Here is a 20,149-nt window from a genome sequence, read left to right as displayed (position 1 = left end):
GCGCAGATGAGATTTTTGTGCTGTACTCCAAGTGGGAATATATATTTGCCGTTGTTGCATAATCACTATGTCCCAACCATTCCTGAACTTCTTTCATGCCTAACGCCATTCGCTAATAATAAACTGGCGCAGCTATGACGGAGGTCGTGATACCGGATGCGCCTAAAACCATGTCTCTTCAGCAGAATGGGAAAATGCTGTGTAATATAACCAGGCTTAATGCGCTGCCCCAATGCATCGACATAAATGTACTCCAAGTAGTCGGTGCGGTAAGTATTGCCATAAGATGAGCGATGAGCTGCTTGTTGTTCCTTCATACGGATCAGAAGCTCGTAGAACGTGTCCACCAGTGGCAGCGTGCGGCGACTAGCTTTGTTCTTGGTACGAACTTTCTCAATTTCAATGAACTTGCCATTCAACGTGCCGGATGTAACTGTATGCTTAATTGTAATGGTTCGATTCGATAAATCAATTGCTGACCCCAATACCGTGACGTTGGCCGGGCAGAAGTATCATAATCCCCTTCCCTGGTTATGGCGATTCATCCCACCACAGGATGATTTTAGCCGGAGAAGTGGTCGCTCAAGCCCCGTTTTGGGACTGTCACAGCGCTTCTGCTTCGTCGCTTCTGGTTTTCACAGAGGAGAAAGGAACGTACTTGAAACAAGCATTATGAAGTTTTCAAGGATCAAATTGTAATCAAGGAAGTAAATATATGATGATTGCTTCCTGTTATATAAATGGGGATTAGGAGAGAAAAGGGCAACTGTTCCTGAAAACTTTCTCAAAATAGATTAAAATAGAGTGTGTGAAAACAAGAACTGGCCCTGTGTAGTAAGATACACAGAGCCAGTCCCTTTTTTATTCGTAGTGACTAAGATCAAAGCGACGAACTACCATGATCTAGGCAATCGTCATCTGCTGTTTGCACGCCGGTTCCATTTCGTTTTGCGTACTTAATAATAACTGGCTCATAACGAGCAATTAAATGCTGATAACCTCCATCAGAACAGGCATAATATTGGGCTGGGAAATTCGTATATTGGCAAGTAAGGCTTTCAGCAACGCTCTCTAATTTTTTTGAGCTCGCTTTCTGTAAATGATGGGAGGGCAGCAAAGCCTTCTTTACTTGGCTCGAAGCCGGCGCAGCACAAACACACCAAAGTGCGTGTCTGTATACTTGTCTTTCATGTTAGGATGAATGTGAATCATGTGTTTAAATCCTTTCTATCATGGTCCTACTTCGCAGAACCAACAAATTGATCCCTAGCCGCACCCAGACCAAAGATACCGAGTAGAGCAGAAGCGCCAACCAATAACAGGAGTGGAACGCTCCAACTATGAGTGGCATCATGCAAGTATCCAATCAGCGCTGGGCCAATTGCTGCTAGTAGATATCCGATGGATTGGGCCATGCCCGATAATTCAGCCGCCTGATGGGCACTTTGGGTACGCAAGCCGAAAAACATCATGGACAAGCCAAAGGCAAAGCCCGCCCCAATACCAAGAATAATAACCCAAAACAGAACCAGATGGATACTGCCATAGAGAAGTCCAAGTGTTCCGATCAAAAGCAGAATCGTTGTAATAACCACTAACAACCGTTGGTTAGGCATGCGTCCAGCTATAACAGGAACGATAAATGCAAAGGGGAGTGAAGCCATAATCAGAATCGAGAGAAACCAGCCGGATTGACTTGAACTGATGCCTTGATCTTTTAGTATTTCAGGCAGCCATGCCACCAGCACATAAAAAATGGTCGATTGTATTCCCATAAAAAGAGTTACCTGCCAAGCCAACGGAGAGCGCCATATATTGATCTGATGGTTGTTCCCTGCGCTGCTGGCAACAGCGGCTGGTTTCGCTGGAGCCTTGAGTTGCGGTATCCAAAAGAGAATGGAGATGACGCTAAGTATCCCCCATACTCCCAAGGCACCTTGCCAGTTTAAGCCTGCCCCCACAGCTAAGGGAACACTAATGCCGGAAGCAATCGCCCCGCATAGATTCATGGAAACAGAATAAACCCCTGTCATAGTACCCATTTGCTGCGGAAATTCCCGTTTAATCAGGCTCGGTAGTAATACATTACATATGGTAATAGCAAACCCCAGAACTGCGGTTCCAACATACAAGGTCACCGCCCCGGATAATGAGCGAACAGCGATACCGATGACCAAAAAAATAAGGGAAATCAGGATAATACGTTCTACACCATATCTGCGTCCTAATTTTGGTACAAAAGGTGATAACAATGCAAATGCAATCAGTGGAACTGTGGTAATCAGGCCTGCTAAGGTATTTGAAATATGCACGTTCTCCCGAATAATACTGACTAATGGTCCCACCGATGTGAGGGGAGCACGCAAATTCGCTGCGATAAAAATAATTCCTACGATCATGAACCAGAATGTCGCTTGCTTGCGAATGCCGGTACTGGATATTTCATCCTGTTTTTTTAACAATTGTTCTGGTGAACTCATAAGGGTTCCTCCTACGTTTTAAGTTAATTAATCGTCAATTTCATCCATGTGGAGGAAGTACCCTTAAGAGGGAATGTATTGTACATCACCAAACTGTGGGTGATAAAACGACTGTAATGTCCAACAGCGGCAAGCAATGCTTCGTGCTTTCCTTGTTCTTCAATGCTATATGCGGTACGACCACAATTTGATCTGCTCTCTTTATGGTTACCAGACGGTGAGCAATCATCAAAGTTATTCTTCTTGCTGAAAGCTCAGCAAGAGAATGCTGAATTGAAGTTTCCGTTTCGGTATCCAGTGCAGAGGTGGTCTCGTCCAGGATCAGGATTGGCGAATTCTTGAGGAACATCCGTAAATAGCCAGTCGCTGTTTTTGTCCCCCGGACAATCTACCCCACGTTCTCCGATCACTGTATCCATCCCTTCAGGTTGTGCATGGATAAAGGCCTCTAGTTAAGCCCGGTGAGCGGCTTCCCAGATTTCGTCATCAGCGATATTCTCACGGATGCTTCCGGAAAATAAATAGACATCCTGTCGGACAATCCCGATATTGCTCCGAAGGCAGGAGAGGGTAATATCGGTGATGTTCATTTCATCAATTCGTATGTTGCCTTGTGTAACTTCATAAAAGCGTAGCAGCAGGCTGCACAGGGTCGTTTTTCCTGCACTGGATGGGCTTACAAAAGCTACTGTCTCTCCAGCACGGATCTTCAGATTAATATTGTTGAGAACCGGAGCGAAGCCCTCATACCCAAATGGGATTTCCTCAAATGCAATTTTGCCTTGCAATGATCCAGCATCCACAGTCCGACATGATTTTAATTGCCAGCAACTTGGCCACGCGGTATTTGCCATTGTTTACAGCGAATAGTGCCTTTTCATACGAAGGCTTGCACCACGCAAATACCACCTACATTTTTCCCCACTCGCATATTAAAATCAGCCAGATCAAAAATAGCCTTCAATGACGTTTGCGTCATTTTGCGGTTAAAATACAAGGCCAGCACGACTAAAAGGGGAATAATTAAAGAAGTCAACGAGCAAAGGACGAAGGAACAAGGGGGGAAGGCCACCTACTCACGCGAAACGGTTGAAGCCCCAGCGTATCCTGTTACATGCAGTCATGAACAACTGAAGCTAGACCAATCCAAAAAAATGAGGTGTGGGAAGACTGAATTGGAGGTGGGGCTTTTTATGCCTTTTTGGAGTAGGCCCAGCTGAATTCACCTGGGACCAAGGCAAGGTCACAAGATTAGGCTCTGCTCCAAACGTAACTCTTGGCACATAAGCGGGCATGCCCTACCCATGTTAGGTTTTTTGCAAAATTTCTGGACTAGTCGTGTCCGTGTATTTGAATGCTTCATTTAGCACAGTTTAGCACGGGCCTTTTCAATGTATAAACGAACAGCCTCCTCGGCTTGATGGCAATCCTGATTGGCAATGGCTTGATAAAGCAGGTCATGAGAGTCGTGATAAAAAGCCACATTTTTGAAGTCCTTCGTTTCCAAAACCATGTTTTGCAGCGCCTCGGAAATATGATTGTACAAATTCGCCATCAATTGGTTATGTGAAGCAGCAATCACCATTTTGTGAAACTCGACATCCCAGTGAGCATAAGCTTTGAGATCATGCTGGCTGGCTGCTTGTCTGCACTGATCCAAGCATGCCCGAATCGCCTCCAAATCTTCTTCGCTTCTCCTGAACGTAGCCAGGGCAGCAGCCTCTCTTTCCAATGCATATCGGACCTCCAGGCTCTCAAGCTTATCGGTATGCTGAATCACTTTTTTAATCACTGACCCCAAAACACTTGAGGAGCAGACATAGGTTCCATCTCCTTGTCTGGTCTTCAGCAGACCCGCATATGTTAAAGCCCGAATGGCTTCCCTCAAGGTATTACGGCTGACTTGAAGCTGTTCCATTAGCTTGGGCTCTGGAGGAATACGCATCCCTACTTGCCATTCGCTGTTTTCGATCTTCCCCTGGATCTGGTAGGCCACCTGTTCCACCAAGGTTAAACGTTGAGTTTGAGTTAACAATAGCATCACTCCTTTACGAAACGTAGGATGTTTGGTATTTCGGTGTTATTATATCAGATTAACTTTGACTTGGAAAGATGAAATTGATAATGATTATCATCAAGTTTTTTCAGGGAATCCAATTGAAAGGTAGATAAAATTATAGTATGTGAATAAAAAACGGACAGGCCATGTGAAGCTTACTCCACATGGCCTGTCCATTTTTATTCATAACGACTAAGATCAAAGCGACGAACTGCCAGGATAAAGGCAATTCTCAACTGTTGTTTGCAATCCTCATCCATACTTCCATTTCGTTTGGCATATTTATTAATAACTGGCTCATAACGAGTGATCAACGTGGCTTCTGCCTCTTTGTCACCATTCTGCGCTCAATGGAGCAGAGTAGAAGTACTATTCATGTTTATCCTCCTTTTATCATCCAATTGCAAAATATCAGCGCTGTATGATAAAGCGGGAGAACTGCGACAAGCAAACGAGCCTTTACTTCTCCATGATGCTTTTAAGCTTCACCAGAACGTTTGATTTCATTTTGGAAACAGCTTGTCTGCGGTAGCTGAATCCGCCGATGGACTGCTTAAGCGCCCAAGGTGCATTCGATCTTGAACCGGGCGGTATACAGTTCGATGATCTCGGTCGCCTTCAGGGTCAGATCGGTGCTAGCTAGAATGGTGCATCTCCCGTTCAGCTTCACCAGCACAAACCGCAGTTCTTGTTATACTCTTTGGCCCCATAGCAAATCCAGACACAGGTAACTGACCGAGTGTCCGAAGAAATACGCTCCATTGGCGGAATTCTCCAATTCCTGATGGAGCTTCTTGACTCCGGGCATTCGGTTGGCTTCCTTACCTTGTATGCAGCCGTCACCCACCAAGACCACCTTGTCGTTACGGTACAACAGAGGCGCGTGAGCTCGCACGACCAAAAGCCAGACGGTGCGAAGGGCGTCTAGCGACCAGGCGGAGGAGCGAAAGAAATGAAAAGCGCCTCCAGAATTGCGTCACACTGAACATAATTGATATTGATTATCAATATCAATTATGTTAATATAATTTTGTTCACAAGTGAACAAAAAAGAAAAACAATCTATTGCTGACACTGAACTTGGTCTGCAACTACTACAAGAGAGGGGAGATTGCGAAATTGGAGTTTCAAAATCATTTTAAAGGTCATCTTTACGAGCAATATATTAGAATGCTGCATCTGAATGAGCTGTATACTGAACAAGAATTTAACTCGTTTCGGCAACAGGCCAGAAAGTACCAGATTGACATGCTCTCCAACAATATTACTAGTGTACACGTTATTGATTGCATTGGTGATTATGAACCGATAAATCATACCGGAATTGTGGAGAAGATGGGGTTGTCCAAAGCTAGCATTACTAAAATTAGTGCAAAGCTGCTGGAAATGGGCTTCATTATGAGAAGTCAACTGAACAACAATCGTAAGGAGATTTACTTTAGTTTAACGGATAAGGGAAGACACGTTTATCATTTGCATAAAGAGCTGCACAAAGAAAAAGAAGAAAGGTTTTACCAATTCATTGAATCCTATTCAGAGGCTGAGCTGCAGACTATTGGAAAATTTATGAGTGATTTGGTGGCGCGTGCCGAAGAATACTCCGAAGGGAAGTTTACGATAAATGACGACATTAAAGATTGAGGAATTAAGATCCAAGATTGAAGGGAAAGAAATTTTAAAAGGGCTCACACTGGAGATTCATGGCGGAGAGATTCATGCGATTATGGGGCCTAATGGGACGGGAAAAAGTACGTTGGCTTCAGCTTTAATGGGCCATCCCAAATATGAGGTTACTGGCGGCAAGGTGACATTGGACAATGAAGACCTTCTGGAGATGGAGGTGGATGAGCGTGCCCAGGCAGGCTTGTTCCTCGCTATGCAATACCCAAGTGAAATTGCTGGCGTGACCAACTCGGACTTTCTCAGAAGTGCCATCAATGCACGGCGTGAAGAAGGCGATGAGATATCCTTAATCCGTTTTATCCGTGAAATGGAGAGCAAAATGAAGGGGCTGGAGATGAACCCGGAATTTGCGCATCGTTATTTGAATGAGGGATTCTCCGGCGGTGAAAAAAAGCGGAATGAGATTTTGCAAATGATGCTGCTTGAACCCAAGTTTGTGATCCTGGATGAAGTGGATTCCGGGCTTGATATTGATGCACTGCGTATTGTGGCCAATGGCGTAAATGAGATGCGCAGCCCGGATAGAGGCTTTTTAATCATCACCCATTATCAACGACTGTTGAATTATATTACCCCGGATTTTGTGCATGTCATGATGCAAGGCCGGATAGTTAAATCTGGCGGTCCGGAGCTTGCCCACCGTTTGGAGGCTGAAGGGTACGATTGGGTGAAAGAGGAGCTTGGGATTACGGATGAGACGGTAGGCGAGGAAGTTTAAAAGCTGAAGAGGAGGAACAGCACGTGGATATACAAGCTAGAGTTTCAATGAATGTGGACGATTTACGCGCATGGTCAAGTGCTAAGGATGAACCTCGTTGGCTGATTGAACGCCGCGTTCACGCACTCGAACTGGCAGGGACGCTGGAGTTGCCTAAAGTGGAGAAAATCAAGCTTGAAAAATGGGATATCTACGAAAGTGGAGATTACAAAGCTGAGAATGCGTGGTCAGGTTTGGAAGATGCGCCGGAGGTTGTTCGAGATTTGGTTGCTTCTCCAGTGAAAGGCGGACTAATCGTTCAGTTCAATTCGGATGTAGTGTATACGAAATTGTCCGAGAGCTTAGCCGCCCAGGGAGTAATTTTAACGGACCTGCATACTGCGGCAAAAGAGCATGAGGAGTTGGTTCAACGTTATCTCTTTCAGGCAGTGAAGCCGGAAGAGCATAGTTTATCTGCTGCACACAGTGCCTTATGGAGTGGTGGCGTTTTTCTATATGTCCCGGACGGTGTAGAGGTTGAAGCGCCCATTCAAGCGATCTTTCTTAACGATACAAGCGGTGTGCGTTTTGCTCCACACATCTTAATTGTGGCAGGGAGCAACAGCAAGATCAGCTATGTGGATCATTGTATATCGAGCAGAGATGATATCAAGGTTTTGCATAACGGTGTGGTAGAGGTGTTTGCAGGGGCAGGCTCCAAGGTGCAGGTCGCTTCTGTTCATCAGCTTGCTGCAGCAACAACGGACTTCACCCAGCGGCGTGCGGTTGTGCTTGCGGATGGCGGTGTAGAATGGATTGTCGGCGAGATGAATAATGGCTATACCGCCAGTGATACCAAGACATTACTCCAGGGCAACGGGTCCATCTCTGACACTAAGGTGATTGCGATAGGCTCTGGGGACCAGAAATTGAGTTATACTACGCAAGCCCAGCATTTTGGTAGAAGCTCGGTGAGCCAAATGATCACACGCGCAGTAATGCGTGAAGAAGCTACAGCCATTATCAACGGGATTACAAAAATTGAAAAAGGTGCAACCAATTGTGATGGTCAGCAAACAGAACGCGTGCTTATGTTAAGTCCTAAAGCGCGCGGCGATGCCAATCCGATCCTGCTGATAGATGAGGATGATGTAACCGCCGGTCATGCTGCATCCGTGGGGCAAGTAAATGCGGAACAAATCTATTATCTGATGTCGCGCGGGATATCACGGAGTGAAGCCGAATATCTTGTTATTTTCGGATTCCTCGCTCCTGTCATTTCGGAGATCCCGCTGGAGGGAGTGCGTAGCCACCTGCAGGATGTAGTGGAGAAAAAGCTTGGCAGATCATAGGGAATCAGAACCAATCAAAGTGAGTCTTATGAAGGTTAAAAGGAGTGATACTAATGGCTAAAAAAGCGCCGGATATGGGCGAATATAAATATGGGTTTCGCGACGAGCACCAGTCTATTTTTCAATCTGGAAAAGGTCTGACTGAAGAGATCGTCCGGGAAATTTCCCGAATCAAGGAAGAGCCGGAGTGGATGCTCAATTTTCGGCTGAAAGCTTTGAATCAATTCTACAAAATGCCGATGCCTCAATGGGGAGCGGATTTGGCCGGGCTAAATCTTGATGACATCCAATATTACGTTCGCCCTTCTGAAAAACAGGGAAAGACCTGGGAGGAGGTTCCTTCCGAGATCAAAGCAACCTTTGACAAGCTGGGAATTCCTGAAGCGGAGCAAAAGTTCCTGGCGGGCGTATCCGTTCAATACGAGTCGGAAGTAATCTATCACAGTATGCGGAAAGAACTGGAGGACCAGGGCGTTATTTTCCTTGATACGGATACTGCATTAAAGCAATACCCCGAAGTGTTTAAGCAATATTTTGGAACGATCATCCCTCCCGCCGACAATAAATTTGCGGCGCTTAACAGTGCGGTTTGGTCAGGCGGCAGCTTTGTATACATTCCGAGGGGCGTTCAATGTGAGGTTCCTATACAAGGGTATTTCCGTATTAATTCTGAAAATATGGGCCAATTCGAGCGGACATTAATTATTGCCGAAGAGGGCAGCTTTGTCCATTATGTTGAAGGATGTACAGCACCTATTTATAGTACCAGTTCTCTGCATAGCGGAGTTATTGAAATTATTTGCAGGAAAGATTCCCGTGTCCGTTACACGACAATCCAGAATTGGGCTCCTAATATCTACAACTTGGTAACCCAAAGGGCTGTGGCAGAGGAAAATGCCACAATGGAATGGGTGGACGGCAACATCGGCTCCAAGGTAACCATGAAGTATCCGGCTGTAATATTGAAAGGACGGGGAGCCAAGGGGTCCATCCTGTCTATTGCCGTAGCCGGTAAAGATCAGCATCAAGATGCCGGCGCGAAGGTAATTCACCTTGCTCCCGAGACAACATCTACGATTATATCCAAATCCATCAGCAAGCAGGGTGGCAAAGTAAACTACCGGGGATTGTCCAGCTTCAGCCGCGATTCCGCAGGATCCAAGTCCAATATTAAGTGTGATACGTTGATTTTGGACAACCTGTCATCATCAGATACAATTCCGTACAATGAAATTAAAAACGATCAGATTACTTTGGAGCACGAGGCAACAGTATCCAAAGTGTCCGAGGAACAATTGTTTTACTTAATGAGCCGCGGGCTTACAGAACAAGATGCCACACAAATGATTGTAATGGGCTTTATTGAGCCGTTTACCAAAGAATTGCCGATGGAATATGCCGTTGAAATGAATCGGCTGATTCAATTTGAGATGGAAGGCAGCATCGGTTGATTCATTAATTTAATAGATCAAACCTTTATCACTCTTTAAAGAAGTACGAGGTGTTAGTAATGAAGAAAAATAATTCGGACAATTCAGAACTAGCTCAAATTACCCGAGAGATACGGAAACTTCAGTTCTACTTCAATATGCTGTCAGGATTGAGCGCAAGTTGTGGTGTGATGATACCTTTAGACCCTATTTATACGCTTATAAGGGAACTTTCGGATCAAGAGGCCATTCTTAGGCAAAAAGCAAAGGATCACTCAGACTATCTAGGGTGAAAAAAAGCTTGAATTGACTGTTGGTAAAACAATGAGAGGAGCTGGCATAATGGAGGAGAATGGAATTTTATTCGATGAAGTATCGGAAGTGCTTCTCAAACTACGTCCTTTCTTACTGCGAGACGGTGGAGATGCTGAACTGGTCGAGGTTGAGAACGGTATAGCCAAATTAAGATTTTTGGGAGCTTGCAACGGTTGCCCAAGTGCTACGATTACGTTAAAGGCTGCTATTGAGCGCGCAATTCTTGAGGAAATCGATGATATTAAAGAAGTTGTACAAGTATTCTAAATTCCTTTTAACAGAAACGAATTTAAAAACATCCTTAAGATAAACGCTCTACAGAATTAGCAAAGAGGCTGTTATACAAAAATCCGCATAGAAGGTATCGTCGGAAAGGAACTCTTCATGGGTTCCTTTTTCAATAATCATACCGTTCTTCATCATGAGGATGACATCCGCAGAATTTTATCGTGGAAAGCCGATTTAGCAATAAGAGGAATCTTAGCACCTTTGAGAGAATGGATTGCTGACAGACATAATATCACTAACCAAACTCATTTTGTGAAGGAAAACATCTTAATCACAAACGGCTCCCAACAAGGGCTTGATTTAGTAGGGGGAATTTTCCTGAATAAGGGCGATATTGTATTATGTGAAAGTCCCACATATACGTCTGCCTTATCTGCATTTAGAAGTTATGGATGTGACTTTCGAGATGTCACCATTGATTCCGAGGGAATGGTTTTGAGTGAAGTTGAAGCTTTAATTGCCCAACACAGTAATATTAAGCTTATCTATATCATTCCAAACTATCAAAACCCAACAGGAACAACTTGGAGCTTAGAGCGCCGCAAGGCTATTGCAGATATTGCAGCTAAGAACGGAATTATCATTATTGAAGATGACCCCTATAGTGAAATGGGGTTTGACGGTTCTCGCATTCCTTCAATCAGCCAATTTGATAAAAACAAAATCGTGATCACACTTGGTCCCTTTTCCAAATCTTTGTGTCCCGGTCTACGCGTCGGCTGGAGGCATAATCTTGTCTCAAAATGAAAAGAAAAAGACTTTCGGCATATGCCGAAAGTCAAAGGCGAAGGAAGGGAGGCGGCATAGTGAATGCGTTTATATTAGTGATACCGCTCTTTTTTATAAGGTTTGGTCTATTAGGAATGATAAACAAATCAGCTTTAAGTCGTGCCGCTTTCTTTGCTCCATTAGAAGGAGGAGAAAGAGTTGCCTACTTTTTTTACCAGGTATCGAATTTTTTTATTTTCTTGTATCCGCTTTTTTTGAAGATACAAACAAAGCCGCCAAAGTTTTTTATTGGCTTGTTCATCTACATCTTAGGCATTGTTGTTCTTATAATTTCTACTATTGCATTTGCAAAACCTAACCGAAGCGGGTTAAATGCAAACGGCATATATAAGGTTTCTCGTAACCCAATGTATATAGGGTATTTCATGTATTTTTTAGGCTGTGCAGTCTTAATACATTCAATGCTGCTATTTATTACTCTACTTATTTTTCAAATATCAGCACACTGGATTATTCTTTCGGAAGAAAGATGGTGTATCAAAAAATTCGGGAGCGAATATGTAAGTTACATGAATAGAGTAAAACGCTACTTTTAAGGTTCAGAGCAGGGTGTCCAAATGGGGGATGGTGGAGAAGTCCACATCGTCCGGCTCCGGCAGCTTGCAGCGGCGGTGGACGAGTACCCGAACACTGTCTCCAATCAGGTCGCCCATATGCTGCTTCAGGCCATGCCAGGGCATCGTCTGCAAAAAATGCTCGGCAATGTCATGCTCCACTTCTTGTAGCCATTCCTCCCAGGAGGTGGAAACAGCGGTATGGGCTAGCTGGGCGATGGCGGCAGACAGTTCATCGTATCGTAGGAGGTCAGCCTTCCGGCCAGTTCGGCAGGGTCAAGCTGCTCCAAATTCCATACCGCAGGAGTCGGTTTGCCTGTTGTTTGGGTGACATCAAACAGATGGTTTAATACCGGGCTTCGGGGCAGTAAAGATACGGAAGCGATTAGGCATCCAGCACATGATTTTATTAACGAATTGAATAGGAGATTTGATACAAATTTAATGGGAAAATAGCGAGGATATTTCGACAGGGCAATGGCAAAGACTTGCTATCTCAAGAAGTTTCGTCCGGGAAGCAGACGTTATGGTATTTGATGAACCAACAGCAGCGTTAGATGCTAAGACAGAAAGTGAAGTCTTTAAAAATATGGTAAACAAAAAAACAGATAGGATTAATATAATTATTACTCATAGATTCACTAATATAAAAAATATTGATCAAATAGTTGTTATACACGAAGGCAAAGTAGACGCTGTGGGTGATCATGATTTTCTGATGAGCAATAATAAAATATATGCGGAGCTGTATGACATTCAAGCAGACAACTATAAAGGATTCATTAGAGAGTCTGCTATTGCAGGTGAGTTGTTGAAATAATAAATAGATGCTTATGCAGTATATCAATAAATCACTACATCAATTCTTTGAAGAGGCTTATAGCTTCTTGTTAGTACGGTGCCGCTATATACAATATCAGCAATTTCAATATATTCTTTTTTCAACAAACTCCGAACTGCTGCTTGAACGGTATTAATACCCAATCCGTCCCCTTTATCTGCGATGGCTGATGCGGTTAAATTTCCGCCATCTCGCCAAAAAACCAACAACACATCTTGTTCTTTTTGAGTGATTCTAGGCAGTTTTTTCATTTCATTCACCTTTCATATAGTTGGTTGTGTTTATTATAATTGCCAAATTACAATATATCAATCTAAAAATAGTGACATCATATTTTTTTATTCTTAAAATTTACTGTTTTGTTGTTGGATCATTTAAGGGATATGCATGATATTTCTTGGATGGCCAAAAAACAATCAAGGATCGATTAAGGCGCAAAATAATATCATACAGACCACATTTGAGGTTCGTTTACCGCAGGACACTAATAAAGTAGAGAAGAATAGCTAAGCACAAACCATTTATTTAAGAAAAATTTAAGATCTACACACCTAGATTTTTAAGTTGTTCAGTCTATACTTTGTACCAAGAAGAATAGGAAGAACATGGAAGTGAAGAAGAAGGAACGTGGCAAGCTAAAGAACAGGAAATCCAAATTAGTAAGAATATCAGTATTCGCAATTGTTCTTCTCGGAGGGCTAAAATGTAGGATTACATATTAAAAACGGAGGTGTCTTAGTGAAAAAAATCTTAATGATTGTATTAACTATAACCATTTTGATTGGAGGAAGCCTCTACTTCCAAAATCAAAGTAGCTACTCAGAATATGTAAGCATGCAGAATGATAAAACCATCTCAGAGGAATTAGCTACTGTAGATAATAGTCCGAAGGATGTAAAAACAGAGAATGAGAATCCGGGCAATGAGGAGCCCCCAGAGGATGCAACGATAGATGATAAAAGGACTTTTGAGGATATTGCCTTGGACAAACGTCTTGATGAAGAGAGGAAAAAAAATGAAAAATCTTATCGGGAGAAAAGAATCAAAGGGTCATCAATTAGGCCAACAATAGAAGTTCCGTCTCATTCTATCGAAGATATAATAGGCATCTACAAAACTGTTGAAGCATACATGAGAGAAAATCCAGATCGGTTTCCCGAACCAGCGGACGATGGCACCAGGGGAAACACTGATGATCCGAGAATCCAACATATCCTATATGCAGGAGAAAAATCAGGTATCATAGCAGGATTCGAAAATGAAAATCTGGTGGCATGGGAAGTGAAAAAGCTGGACGGAGAATATACCAACCTCCTGTTAGGGAGAAAGTCTGCGGGAGAGGAATGGCAAGTTCTCTCGGAAGGAGACGTATATCAATTGAGAGAGGAAATTAGCGATGGAAATTAAAGCGGAGAATGTAACAAGAACATTTGGAATGAAACGGGCAATCGATGAACTAAATTTTACTTTGCCTGAAGGCGTGTACGGGCTTTTGGGAGATAATGGGGCAGGGAAAAGCACCTTGATGAGAATTCTTGTGGCAATCGACCATCAAACTAGTGGTAAGGTTACCTTTAACGGCAAGGATATCTTCCATATGAACGATGACTACCGGAATCTAGTGGGATATATTCCCCAGGATTTCGAGGTGTATTCCGCGTTTACGGCAACGGAATATCTGGAATATATGGGAGCACTGAAGGGTTTGTCAAAAAAAGAACTGAAGCACAAAGTTCCAGAGGTATTACAGTTTGTCAACCTGGAGAAAGTTGCTAATAAAAAGGTCAAAACCTTTTCCGGAGGGATGAAAAGGCGGGTGGGCATTGCCCAAGCCATTATTAACGACCCGAAGATATTAATTTTTGACGAGCCCACCGCTGGGCTTGACCCCCATGAGCGAATCCGTTTTTCAAACATCATAAGCGAAATGGGACAGGATAAGATCATCTTGTTTTCTACCCACATTATTTCGGATATCGAAGCAATCACCACCAATGTGATCATCCTAAATCAGGGCAAAATTAAAGAGCAAGGTAATGTGCAAAAGATGTTATCCGAGATTAAAGGAAAAGTGTTCACGGAGGAGATGGACAGAGAGCGACTGGCCTCCTTTAAAAAGGAGCACCTAATCGTACGGATCCGGCAGGAAGAAAACGTTGTTAATGTACGTTACTTGGGAGAAAAGGAATCAGGCGCAATCGTATGCGAGCCCACGCTGGAAGATTACTACATCTACTTAGGGAGTGGGAGCCATGCGTAATTTCATTCCATTAGAACTGAAAAAAATATTGAATAAAAATACAGTGATTATCAGCCTACTTTTTCTCGCAATTATTCTGATCCCTTTGTTTCAAAGCGCCAAGAGCATCGATGTCTTGGATGATGAGGGAACCATACATAGCGGTCTTGGGGGCTGGGAAATTTTAAGGGAACGCACGGTTGAGGGCACGATGACGACGGATTATTTGTTACAAATGAAACAAAACTACGAAAACAGCGTGGACAAACCTTATATTGAGGGCGAAGTGGATACAGACCGCAAGCTGGGAAAAAGATTGACTTTTCCTCACGATGCGCTGCACTGGGAACTGAACTTTCCATATGAAAAGTACCGTGTGCTCGATAACAGCTTAAATTTAACGGATGAGCAGCTCGCTAATTTTTATATGGATTGGAAGGGCAGTTTTACCGAATATTTATCCAATGAACAAAATCTATTTCCGTATACAGAGAAACAAATCGAAATCATATCCCAGAAAATGCAAAAAGTATCCACCCCCTTTTTATTCAAATACGATAGTGGCTGGGAATACCTGAAAATAGGTTTATTAAATACGATTTACCTTTTCTTTATGTTCTTGGCCTTTATCCTATGCGAGGGATTCTCCAAAAACAGCAGCAAAGGAATTGACAAGGTGACCTTATCCACCAGGGAGAGCCGGAGGAAGCTGATCAGCTATAAGCTTGGTGCCGCCTGTGTGTTTTCTACGATAGCCTATTTTGTGTATATTGCGATCGTACTGCTGTTTATTACTGCAGTGTATACGCTGCACGGCTGGGACTCTTCGGTTCAAATTGGGACGATTACATTTTATTCCATGAATCAGCTTCAAGAGGGGTTACTCTATATTTTCATGGGATACTTTTCCACTCTTGTCGTGACGCATCTTATCCTGTTTTTGTCCTTAGTTTTTAAAAGAGGGAGACTGGTATTAGCACTTTCACTGATTTATTTTTATCTCGTCAATACTTATCAGATGGGGAGTGTGGCGCTGATTGAACAAGTGATGGTCTTCATGCCCCAGAACTTTATCAATAATCTTATAGGCATAGAGAAATTATATTTTGTGGGTAATACCGTGTTTCCTTATGTTTTTGTCGCCCTGTTTCTGGGTACTGTGTACATTCTCTTATCTCGAATCGCTATCTCTATATGGATGAGAAGATATTATTTACAGTAGAGGAAGGTAGGTGAAATAATGAGCTATTTATCAAAATTAAACAGAAGTAAAATCCTAAACATAAACGTATTCGGTTTTTTGTTGGCATTGTTTCTGATACTTACCTTTTACAACTTAGACACCATCAAAACAGGTTATTTAAATCAGGCCAGATATGAGGTAACTGATGGGACGGAATACCGGAATATCTATCAACCGTTGGTATTGGATGAAGTTGAGATTAATAAAATTTTGGAAAAATACAGAGAACTTAGCCTACCAGAAGACAGGAATACAGCAGATGTTGCAGATTTGCCAGCCTTGGATATGATTATCCAGGTGTATGGCTGGGACTGGACTGGAATACGGGATGTCTCAGCAGAACAATTCTATCAGGACAGGGCAGACATCATCAGAAGTGCACAGGAGGATGCGGGGAGTTCTAGGGAAGGAAATAGCAACGGGACTTTTGCAGCAGCTTCTCTCTCCGAACCTATCCGGATGGGTTATGCCGAGGGCTGGAAGAACGTTAACTCAGGGATGAGCCAGTGTGTTTTTATTGTCCTGGTTCTCCTTTCCATTATACTGGTTCCAATTTTTAATGAAGACGAGACCTTGGGCGTGGACGGACTGGTGAAATCCACGAGGTTTGGGAAACGTAAGCTGAGTAGGATACGGATTATCAACGCCTTCCAACTCTCTTTATTGCTGTATCTGGCGGCGGTGGCGATTTACATTACGCCTATATTCTTTATGTACGGTTTACAAGGAGCGGATTTGTCTATACAAAGTAGTCCCCAATTTTTTTTATCAATGGTTGAGGTGAATTATTTCGAGCAGTTGTTGATCAACCTGGTCATTGGATATGTGGCAATCTCCCTGATGACAGGGATTACCTTATTGATCAGCGTATTAGTTACACAGGTTTATACTGGCTACGCCCTGTTATTATTCACCATAGCCATATCTTACGCTATTCAGATGAGCGAGGTTTTCTTTCTGAAACATTACGTGGGCAATTTTCTGCCCATGCAGATAGCCAAGTTCAACAGCTATTACACAAGTTTTGAACCCTATGGAGGTATTTCTACAATCATTGCCGTTCCTTCCATTACTGTTGCAGTTTTATTTATGCTCCTACTATTTTTGCCAAGATGGATTAATAAAATGAGGTTTACTTCTTAAATTGAGCATGATGCATAAAGTTAAAAACACATCAAGGATAAAAAAATGAAGTGAAGTTCAGAAAGAAGGTAGTGGATGTATTCATTTTTTATTTTATGCGAAGCTGGATCAGAAAAAGATGGTATTAGCAAAAACGGTTTAGGACCTACGTGCTGAAAGCGCAGGAAGGTGGTTTTTATTCGCTGTCATGTAGACCATGGAGCCTTTGTTTATGGACCCTACCTAGCCAGTAATCCTTCTCAGTGGTCTTGCTCAATATGATCTCAGTTAATATTCACATCCATAAACTAACCGATTCCTAACTTTTGTTTTGTTATAGTAGGGACATAGAGGTTGCAACCCTATAGAAAATAAAACAAATAACAGGAGGATATTACAATGATTATAACAAAAAGGGTTAAAACTATCGGTGTTTCAGCAATGGCCTTGATGGTGGTTGCGTCAATGTCTACGGCAGCCTTTGCGGCAAGTAATGACAAGAACGAGATTGAAAAGCACCCAGCGATCGGAGCACCGGGAGATGCGATCCAAGTCTATGACATAGAGAAGAATGAGTATGTCAACCCGGATACGATTGAAGACTTCGGAGAAAGTGTTGAAGCAGTACCGGCAGTAAAAGCGAAATAGGGATAATGCAGCGGCCAATTTATGGTCGCTGCACTTTTTCTTATAGTAGGTAAAGGAGTGTTTTGCTAAATGAAATTACTTTTAGTTGAGGATGAAGAAGAGTTATCCGCCATTATATCAAAAGGTTTGAGGAAAAGTGGATATGCAATAGATCATGCCTATGATGGGGAAGAAGCTCTATATCTTTATACAGTTAATGAATATGATTTGATTATTCTGGATCTAAACCTACCGAAGTTGGATGGATTAGAGGTCTTGAACACCATACGTAGCAAGGACAACTTCGTCAAAGTACTTATTTTATCTGCTCGTAGTGATGTGGAAGACAGGGTGACAGGTTTAGATTTAGGAGCGAATGATTATTTAATTAAACCTTTTGATTATAAAGAACTAGAAGCTCGGATACGGATGCTGTTAAGAATGTCCTTCACACAGAAATCAACCGTGCTTGCATGTGGAGAGCTTAAACTAGATACGGTCTCCAAAACAGCATCTTACCAAAAATCATTACTTTCATTAACTAAGAAGGAATTTGCTATACTGGAGTATCTTTTCCTTCATCAAGATACTGTGATAAGCTCAGAGCAACTTATAGAGCATGTCTGGGACAGTGAAGCAGATTTGTTCTCCAACGCTTTGAAATACCATATTCATTCTTTAAAAAAGAAAATAAATGAATCAGGATGTCAGGTGGAGTACATTAAAAACATTAGAGGCCAGGGATATATTTTAACGGAGGATAACCATGGGGCTGCTGAATAAGGTTTCAATTAGAATGAGAGTTACCCTATTGGCAGGGGGGATCGTATTGGCAACATCCATGTTGTTAACCTTGTCGAGCATTTATAATGCACAGGATAAATTTACGCATCTAAATGCCGCGTATAAAGCGATTGAAGGACCGCTTGTACGAACGGAGGACAGCGACTCGGTACAAGCAGAATCCAATGACTATGAATTCCCACCGGAAGGACTTATCTCCGTTCCAGCCGTTGCAGCAGTCCAAGCCCAAAAGCAGTTTGATAGTTGGAGTTATATCTATTTAATGATTGTTTCTGGTATAGGAATGATCGTTACTTATATCGTTGCAGGCAAGGCATTGAAACCTTTACAGGACCTAAATCATTCCATCATCAATATTACAGAGCATAATCTTGAAGAAAGAATACCTGTTTCTGTTGCAAATGATGAAATTGGAAGCTTGGCCAACTCTTTTAATGCGATGTTAGAAAGACTGAATGAATCGTTTCTTCGGCAGAAGCGTTTTTCTGCAAATGTATCACACGAACTGAAGACTCCTCTTTCGATCTTGAACGCAGGTATACAGGTTCTGCAATTGGATGATGAGCCTGCAGTTGAAGACTATAAAGATACTATAGAAATGGCAGAACGTAATATAAAGCGTCTGATGAATATTGTAGATGATTTATTTGTTCTGACCCATGAAAGCAATATGGATGATGTGGATGAGATAGAGCTAAAGAAATTATTTATACAGATAGAAGCTGAGTTGCAGCCATCCTACAAGGACAAAAATATTCATGTTACGTATGAGTTTGAATGGGATACGATGAAAGGAAATACCACGATCGTATATAGAGCATTTTTTAATTTGCTTGAGAATGCTATGAAATACAATGTCATTAATGGAACCATTGTAATCAAGACATGGACAGCAGATCATATGGGCAAAATGAGTATTTCTGATTCTGGGCTAGGGATTCCATCAGAGGAAATTGATGAAATATTCGAGCCTTTTTATAGAGTGGATTCGTCGAGATCACGCAAGATTGCTGGAGCAGGCTTAGGACTGTCCATAGTGAAAGCGATTATTGAGAAGCACGGATGGGAGATAGAAGTGGAAAGTACGGTGAATGCAGGTACACGCTTTGTTATTTCGGGCATTAGCTGATATATAAGTTAGTGTGGATATGCAATTGAGGAAATGGGGCAATCCATCGGATGGGTAATATTGACATTGTTAGACTACCGTGATAGTATGTGGTTGTATTAGACTACTTGAATAGTCTGTGGAGGGGGTTTTTTATGGAAATCAAACTGTTTGATTCAGAGCTCAAAGTCATGGATGTCTTGTGGAAAGAGGGGGATGTAACCGCAAAACAGCTTGCGGCCATTCTAAAGAAACAAGTCGGATGGAACAAAAATACAACCTATACAGTTATAAAGAAATGTATTGAAAAGGATGCAATTGAACGGCTGGAGCCTAATTTCATCTGTCGTGCTATTCTCCCCAAAGAGCAAGTGCAGGCACAGGAGACCAAGGAATTGATCAACAAAATTTTTGATGGCTCGGCAGATTTGCTGTTTGCTTCCCTTCTGAGCAGGAAGAACCTGTCGCAGGAGGAAATTGAACGGTTAAAGCGACGGGTCAATGAGCTGGAGTGAGGA

The 20,149-nt window shown here is 42.5% G+C and carries 21 protein-coding genes and 2 pseudogenes; 16 read left to right on the top strand and 7 right to left on the bottom strand.

All coding sequences use genetic code 11. From position 1 onward, the window contains the following. Nucleotides 1–65: 65 nt before the first annotated feature. The 5 genes and pseudogenes from B9T62_RS24820 to B9T62_RS24800 form a co-directional block, all read right to left on the bottom strand. Nucleotides 66–419, bottom strand: a complete 354-nt coding sequence (locus tag B9T62_RS24820) for a tyrosine-type recombinase/integrase (protein ID WP_245864044.1) — start codon at nucleotides 417–419, stop codon at nucleotides 66–68. 819 nt (nucleotides 420–1,238) lie between these two features. Continuing rightward, on the bottom strand, nucleotides 1,239–2,480 hold the full coding sequence (locus B9T62_RS24815; protein ID WP_087917733.1) for a CynX/NimT family MFS transporter: 1,242 nt from the start codon (nucleotides 2,478–2,480) through the stop codon (nucleotides 1,239–1,241). A 23-nt stretch (nucleotides 2,481–2,503) separates the two neighbouring features. Continuing rightward, nucleotides 2,504–3,525: pseudogene (locus B9T62_RS24810) on the bottom strand (ABC transporter ATP-binding protein); the annotation flags it as partial. A gap of 318 nt (nucleotides 3,526–3,843) precedes the next feature. Beyond that, a complete protein-coding gene (locus B9T62_RS24805; protein ID WP_087917732.1) occupies nucleotides 3,844–4,515 on the bottom strand; it encodes a FadR/GntR family transcriptional regulator in 672 nt (223 codons plus the stop codon). Between the two features lie 203 nt (nucleotides 4,516–4,718). Then, a pseudogene (locus B9T62_RS24800) lies at nucleotides 4,719–4,874 on the bottom strand (helix-turn-helix domain-containing protein); the annotation flags it as partial. Between the two features lie 784 nt (nucleotides 4,875–5,658). On the opposite strand from B9T62_RS24800, the gene B9T62_RS24795 reads away from it, so the two are divergent. The 7 genes from B9T62_RS24795 (at nucleotide 5,659) to B9T62_RS24760 (ending at nucleotide 11,629) form a co-directional block, all read left to right on the top strand. Further along, entirely contained in the window at nucleotides 5,659–6,180 is a 522-nt protein-coding gene (locus B9T62_RS24795) for a MarR family transcriptional regulator (protein ID WP_087917731.1), read from the top strand. Continuing rightward, entirely contained in the window at nucleotides 6,161–6,940 is a 780-nt protein-coding gene (gene sufC, locus B9T62_RS24790) for a Fe-S cluster assembly ATPase SufC (protein ID WP_087917730.1), read from the top strand. Before B9T62_RS24795 ends, sufC begins: the two co-directional genes overlap by 20 nt. Before the next feature lie 23 nt (nucleotides 6,941–6,963). After that, the gene (sufD, locus tag B9T62_RS24785) at nucleotides 6,964–8,271 is read left to right on the top strand and encodes a Fe-S cluster assembly protein SufD (protein ID WP_425436601.1); all 1,308 of its coding nucleotides are present in this window, start codon (nucleotides 6,964–6,966) and stop codon (nucleotides 8,269–8,271) included. Between the two features lie 53 nt (nucleotides 8,272–8,324). After that, nucleotides 8,325–9,722: a Fe-S cluster assembly protein SufB gene (sufB, locus tag B9T62_RS24780; protein ID WP_087917728.1), complete on the top strand. Its 1,398-nt coding sequence runs from the start codon at nucleotides 8,325–8,327 to the stop codon at nucleotides 9,720–9,722. 321 nt (nucleotides 9,723–10,043) lie between these two features. Beyond that, nucleotides 10,044–10,283, top strand: coding sequence for a NifU family protein (locus B9T62_RS24770; RefSeq protein ID WP_038596501.1), 240 nt, complete (start codon nucleotides 10,044–10,046; stop codon nucleotides 10,281–10,283). 117 nt (nucleotides 10,284–10,400) lie between these two features. After that, nucleotides 10,401–11,051, top strand: coding sequence for an aminotransferase-like domain-containing protein (locus tag B9T62_RS24765; RefSeq protein ID WP_087917726.1), 651 nt, complete (start codon nucleotides 10,401–10,403; stop codon nucleotides 11,049–11,051). Nucleotides 11,052–11,110: 59 nt separating this feature from the next. After that, nucleotides 11,111–11,629 (top strand): methyltransferase family protein, encoded by a 519-nt coding sequence (locus B9T62_RS24760; protein ID WP_087920420.1) that lies wholly within the window; start codon nucleotides 11,111–11,113, stop codon nucleotides 11,627–11,629. A 3-nt stretch (nucleotides 11,630–11,632) separates the two neighbouring features. Here the strand turns inward: B9T62_RS24760 and B9T62_RS39445 are convergent, their stop codons facing one another. Next, entirely contained in the window at nucleotides 11,633–11,809 is a 177-nt protein-coding gene (locus B9T62_RS39445; protein ID WP_157793996.1) for a hypothetical protein, read from the bottom strand. A 301-nt stretch (nucleotides 11,810–12,110) separates the two neighbouring features. Here B9T62_RS39445 and B9T62_RS24755 point away from each other — a divergent pair, with 301 nt between their 5' ends. Next, nucleotides 12,111–12,467, top strand: a complete 357-nt coding sequence (locus B9T62_RS24755; protein WP_087917725.1) for an ATP-binding cassette domain-containing protein — start codon at nucleotides 12,111–12,113, stop codon at nucleotides 12,465–12,467. Nucleotides 12,468–12,490: 23 nt separating this feature from the next. On the opposite strand, the gene B9T62_RS24750 is transcribed toward B9T62_RS24755, so the two are convergent. Continuing rightward, the gene (locus B9T62_RS24750) at nucleotides 12,491–12,739 is read right to left on the bottom strand and encodes a hypothetical protein (RefSeq protein ID WP_087917724.1); all 249 of its coding nucleotides are present in this window, start codon (nucleotides 12,737–12,739) and stop codon (nucleotides 12,491–12,493) included. A gap of 487 nt (nucleotides 12,740–13,226) precedes the next feature. On the opposite strand from B9T62_RS24750, the gene B9T62_RS24745 reads away from it, so the two are divergent. The 8 genes from B9T62_RS24745 to B9T62_RS24710 all read left to right on the top strand — a co-directional run bounded on the left by B9T62_RS24745 (nucleotide 13,227) and on the right by B9T62_RS24710 (nucleotide 20,146). Then, on the top strand, nucleotides 13,227–13,895 hold the full coding sequence (locus tag B9T62_RS24745) for a hypothetical protein (RefSeq protein WP_087917723.1): 669 nt from the start codon (nucleotides 13,227–13,229) through the stop codon (nucleotides 13,893–13,895). Next, entirely contained in the window at nucleotides 13,885–14,748 is an 864-nt protein-coding gene (locus B9T62_RS24740) for an ABC transporter ATP-binding protein (protein WP_087917722.1), read from the top strand. Before B9T62_RS24745 ends, B9T62_RS24740 begins: the two co-directional genes overlap by 11 nt. Beyond that, nucleotides 14,741–15,949, top strand: coding sequence for a hypothetical protein (locus B9T62_RS24735; protein WP_087917721.1), 1,209 nt, complete (start codon nucleotides 14,741–14,743; stop codon nucleotides 15,947–15,949). Before B9T62_RS24740 ends, B9T62_RS24735 begins: the two co-directional genes overlap by 8 nt. An 18-nt stretch (nucleotides 15,950–15,967) precedes the next feature. Beyond that, the gene (locus B9T62_RS24730; RefSeq protein WP_087917720.1) at nucleotides 15,968–17,113 is read left to right on the top strand and encodes a hypothetical protein; all 1,146 of its coding nucleotides are present in this window, start codon (nucleotides 15,968–15,970) and stop codon (nucleotides 17,111–17,113) included. A 378-nt stretch (nucleotides 17,114–17,491) separates the two neighbouring features. Continuing rightward, entirely contained in the window at nucleotides 17,492–17,740 is a 249-nt protein-coding gene (locus B9T62_RS24725) for a hypothetical protein (RefSeq protein ID WP_087917719.1), read from the top strand. A 69-nt stretch (nucleotides 17,741–17,809) separates the two neighbouring features. Next, the gene (locus B9T62_RS24720) at nucleotides 17,810–18,502 is read left to right on the top strand and encodes a response regulator transcription factor (RefSeq protein ID WP_087917718.1); all 693 of its coding nucleotides are present in this window, start codon (nucleotides 17,810–17,812) and stop codon (nucleotides 18,500–18,502) included. Continuing rightward, complete coding sequence (locus B9T62_RS24715; protein ID WP_087917717.1) at nucleotides 18,486–19,652, top strand: sensor histidine kinase; 1,167 nt, start codon at nucleotides 18,486–18,488, stop codon at nucleotides 19,650–19,652. Before B9T62_RS24720 ends, B9T62_RS24715 begins: the two co-directional genes overlap by 17 nt. Before the next feature lie 134 nt (nucleotides 19,653–19,786). Next, on the top strand, nucleotides 19,787–20,146 hold the full coding sequence (locus tag B9T62_RS24710; RefSeq protein WP_087917716.1) for a BlaI/MecI/CopY family transcriptional regulator: 360 nt from the start codon (nucleotides 19,787–19,789) through the stop codon (nucleotides 20,144–20,146). The last annotated feature ends 3 nt before the right edge of the window (nucleotides 20,147–20,149 follow it).

The sequence above is a fragment of the Paenibacillus donghaensis genome (genome assembly GCF_002192415.1).
GTDB classification, from domain to species: Bacteria; Bacillota; Bacilli; order Paenibacillales; family Paenibacillaceae; genus Paenibacillus_AQ; species Paenibacillus_AQ donghaensis.
Note: the sequence above shows the minus strand (reverse complement) of the source record. Positions and strands in the feature narration are given on the sequence as shown.

What these genes read in the sequence shown, in the direction of transcription:
- B9T62_RS24815 (WP_087917733.1), bottom strand. Translation starts at nt 2,480, where the DNA reads ATGAGTTCACCAGAACAATTGTTAAAAAAACAGGATGAAATATCCAGT.
- sufC (WP_087917730.1), top strand. Translation starts at nt 6,161, where the DNA reads ATGACGACATTAAAGATTGAGGAATTAAGATCCAAGATTGAAGGGAAA.
- sufB (WP_087917728.1), top strand. Translation starts at nt 8,325, where the DNA reads ATGGCTAAAAAAGCGCCGGATATGGGCGAATATAAATATGGGTTTCGC.
- B9T62_RS24770 (WP_038596501.1), top strand. Translation starts at nt 10,044, where the DNA reads ATGGAGGAGAATGGAATTTTATTCGATGAAGTATCGGAAGTGCTTCTC.
- B9T62_RS24765 (WP_087917726.1), top strand. Translation starts at nt 10,401, where the DNA reads ATGGGTTCCTTTTTCAATAATCATACCGTTCTTCATCATGAGGATGAC.
- B9T62_RS24750 (WP_087917724.1), bottom strand. Translation starts at nt 12,739, where the DNA reads ATGAAAAAACTGCCTAGAATCACTCAAAAAGAACAAGATGTGTTGTTG.
- B9T62_RS24740 (WP_087917722.1), top strand. Translation starts at nt 13,885, where the DNA reads ATGGAAATTAAAGCGGAGAATGTAACAAGAACATTTGGAATGAAACGG.
- B9T62_RS24735 (WP_087917721.1), top strand. Translation starts at nt 14,741, where the DNA reads ATGCGTAATTTCATTCCATTAGAACTGAAAAAAATATTGAATAAAAAT.
- B9T62_RS24730 (WP_087917720.1), top strand. Translation starts at nt 15,968, where the DNA reads ATGAGCTATTTATCAAAATTAAACAGAAGTAAAATCCTAAACATAAAC.
- B9T62_RS24725 (WP_087917719.1), top strand. Translation starts at nt 17,492, where the DNA reads ATGATTATAACAAAAAGGGTTAAAACTATCGGTGTTTCAGCAATGGCC.
- B9T62_RS24720 (WP_087917718.1), top strand. Translation starts at nt 17,810, where the DNA reads ATGAAATTACTTTTAGTTGAGGATGAAGAAGAGTTATCCGCCATTATA.
- B9T62_RS24715 (WP_087917717.1), top strand. Translation starts at nt 18,486, where the DNA reads ATGGGGCTGCTGAATAAGGTTTCAATTAGAATGAGAGTTACCCTATTG.
- B9T62_RS24710 (WP_087917716.1), top strand. Translation starts at nt 19,787, where the DNA reads ATGGAAATCAAACTGTTTGATTCAGAGCTCAAAGTCATGGATGTCTTG.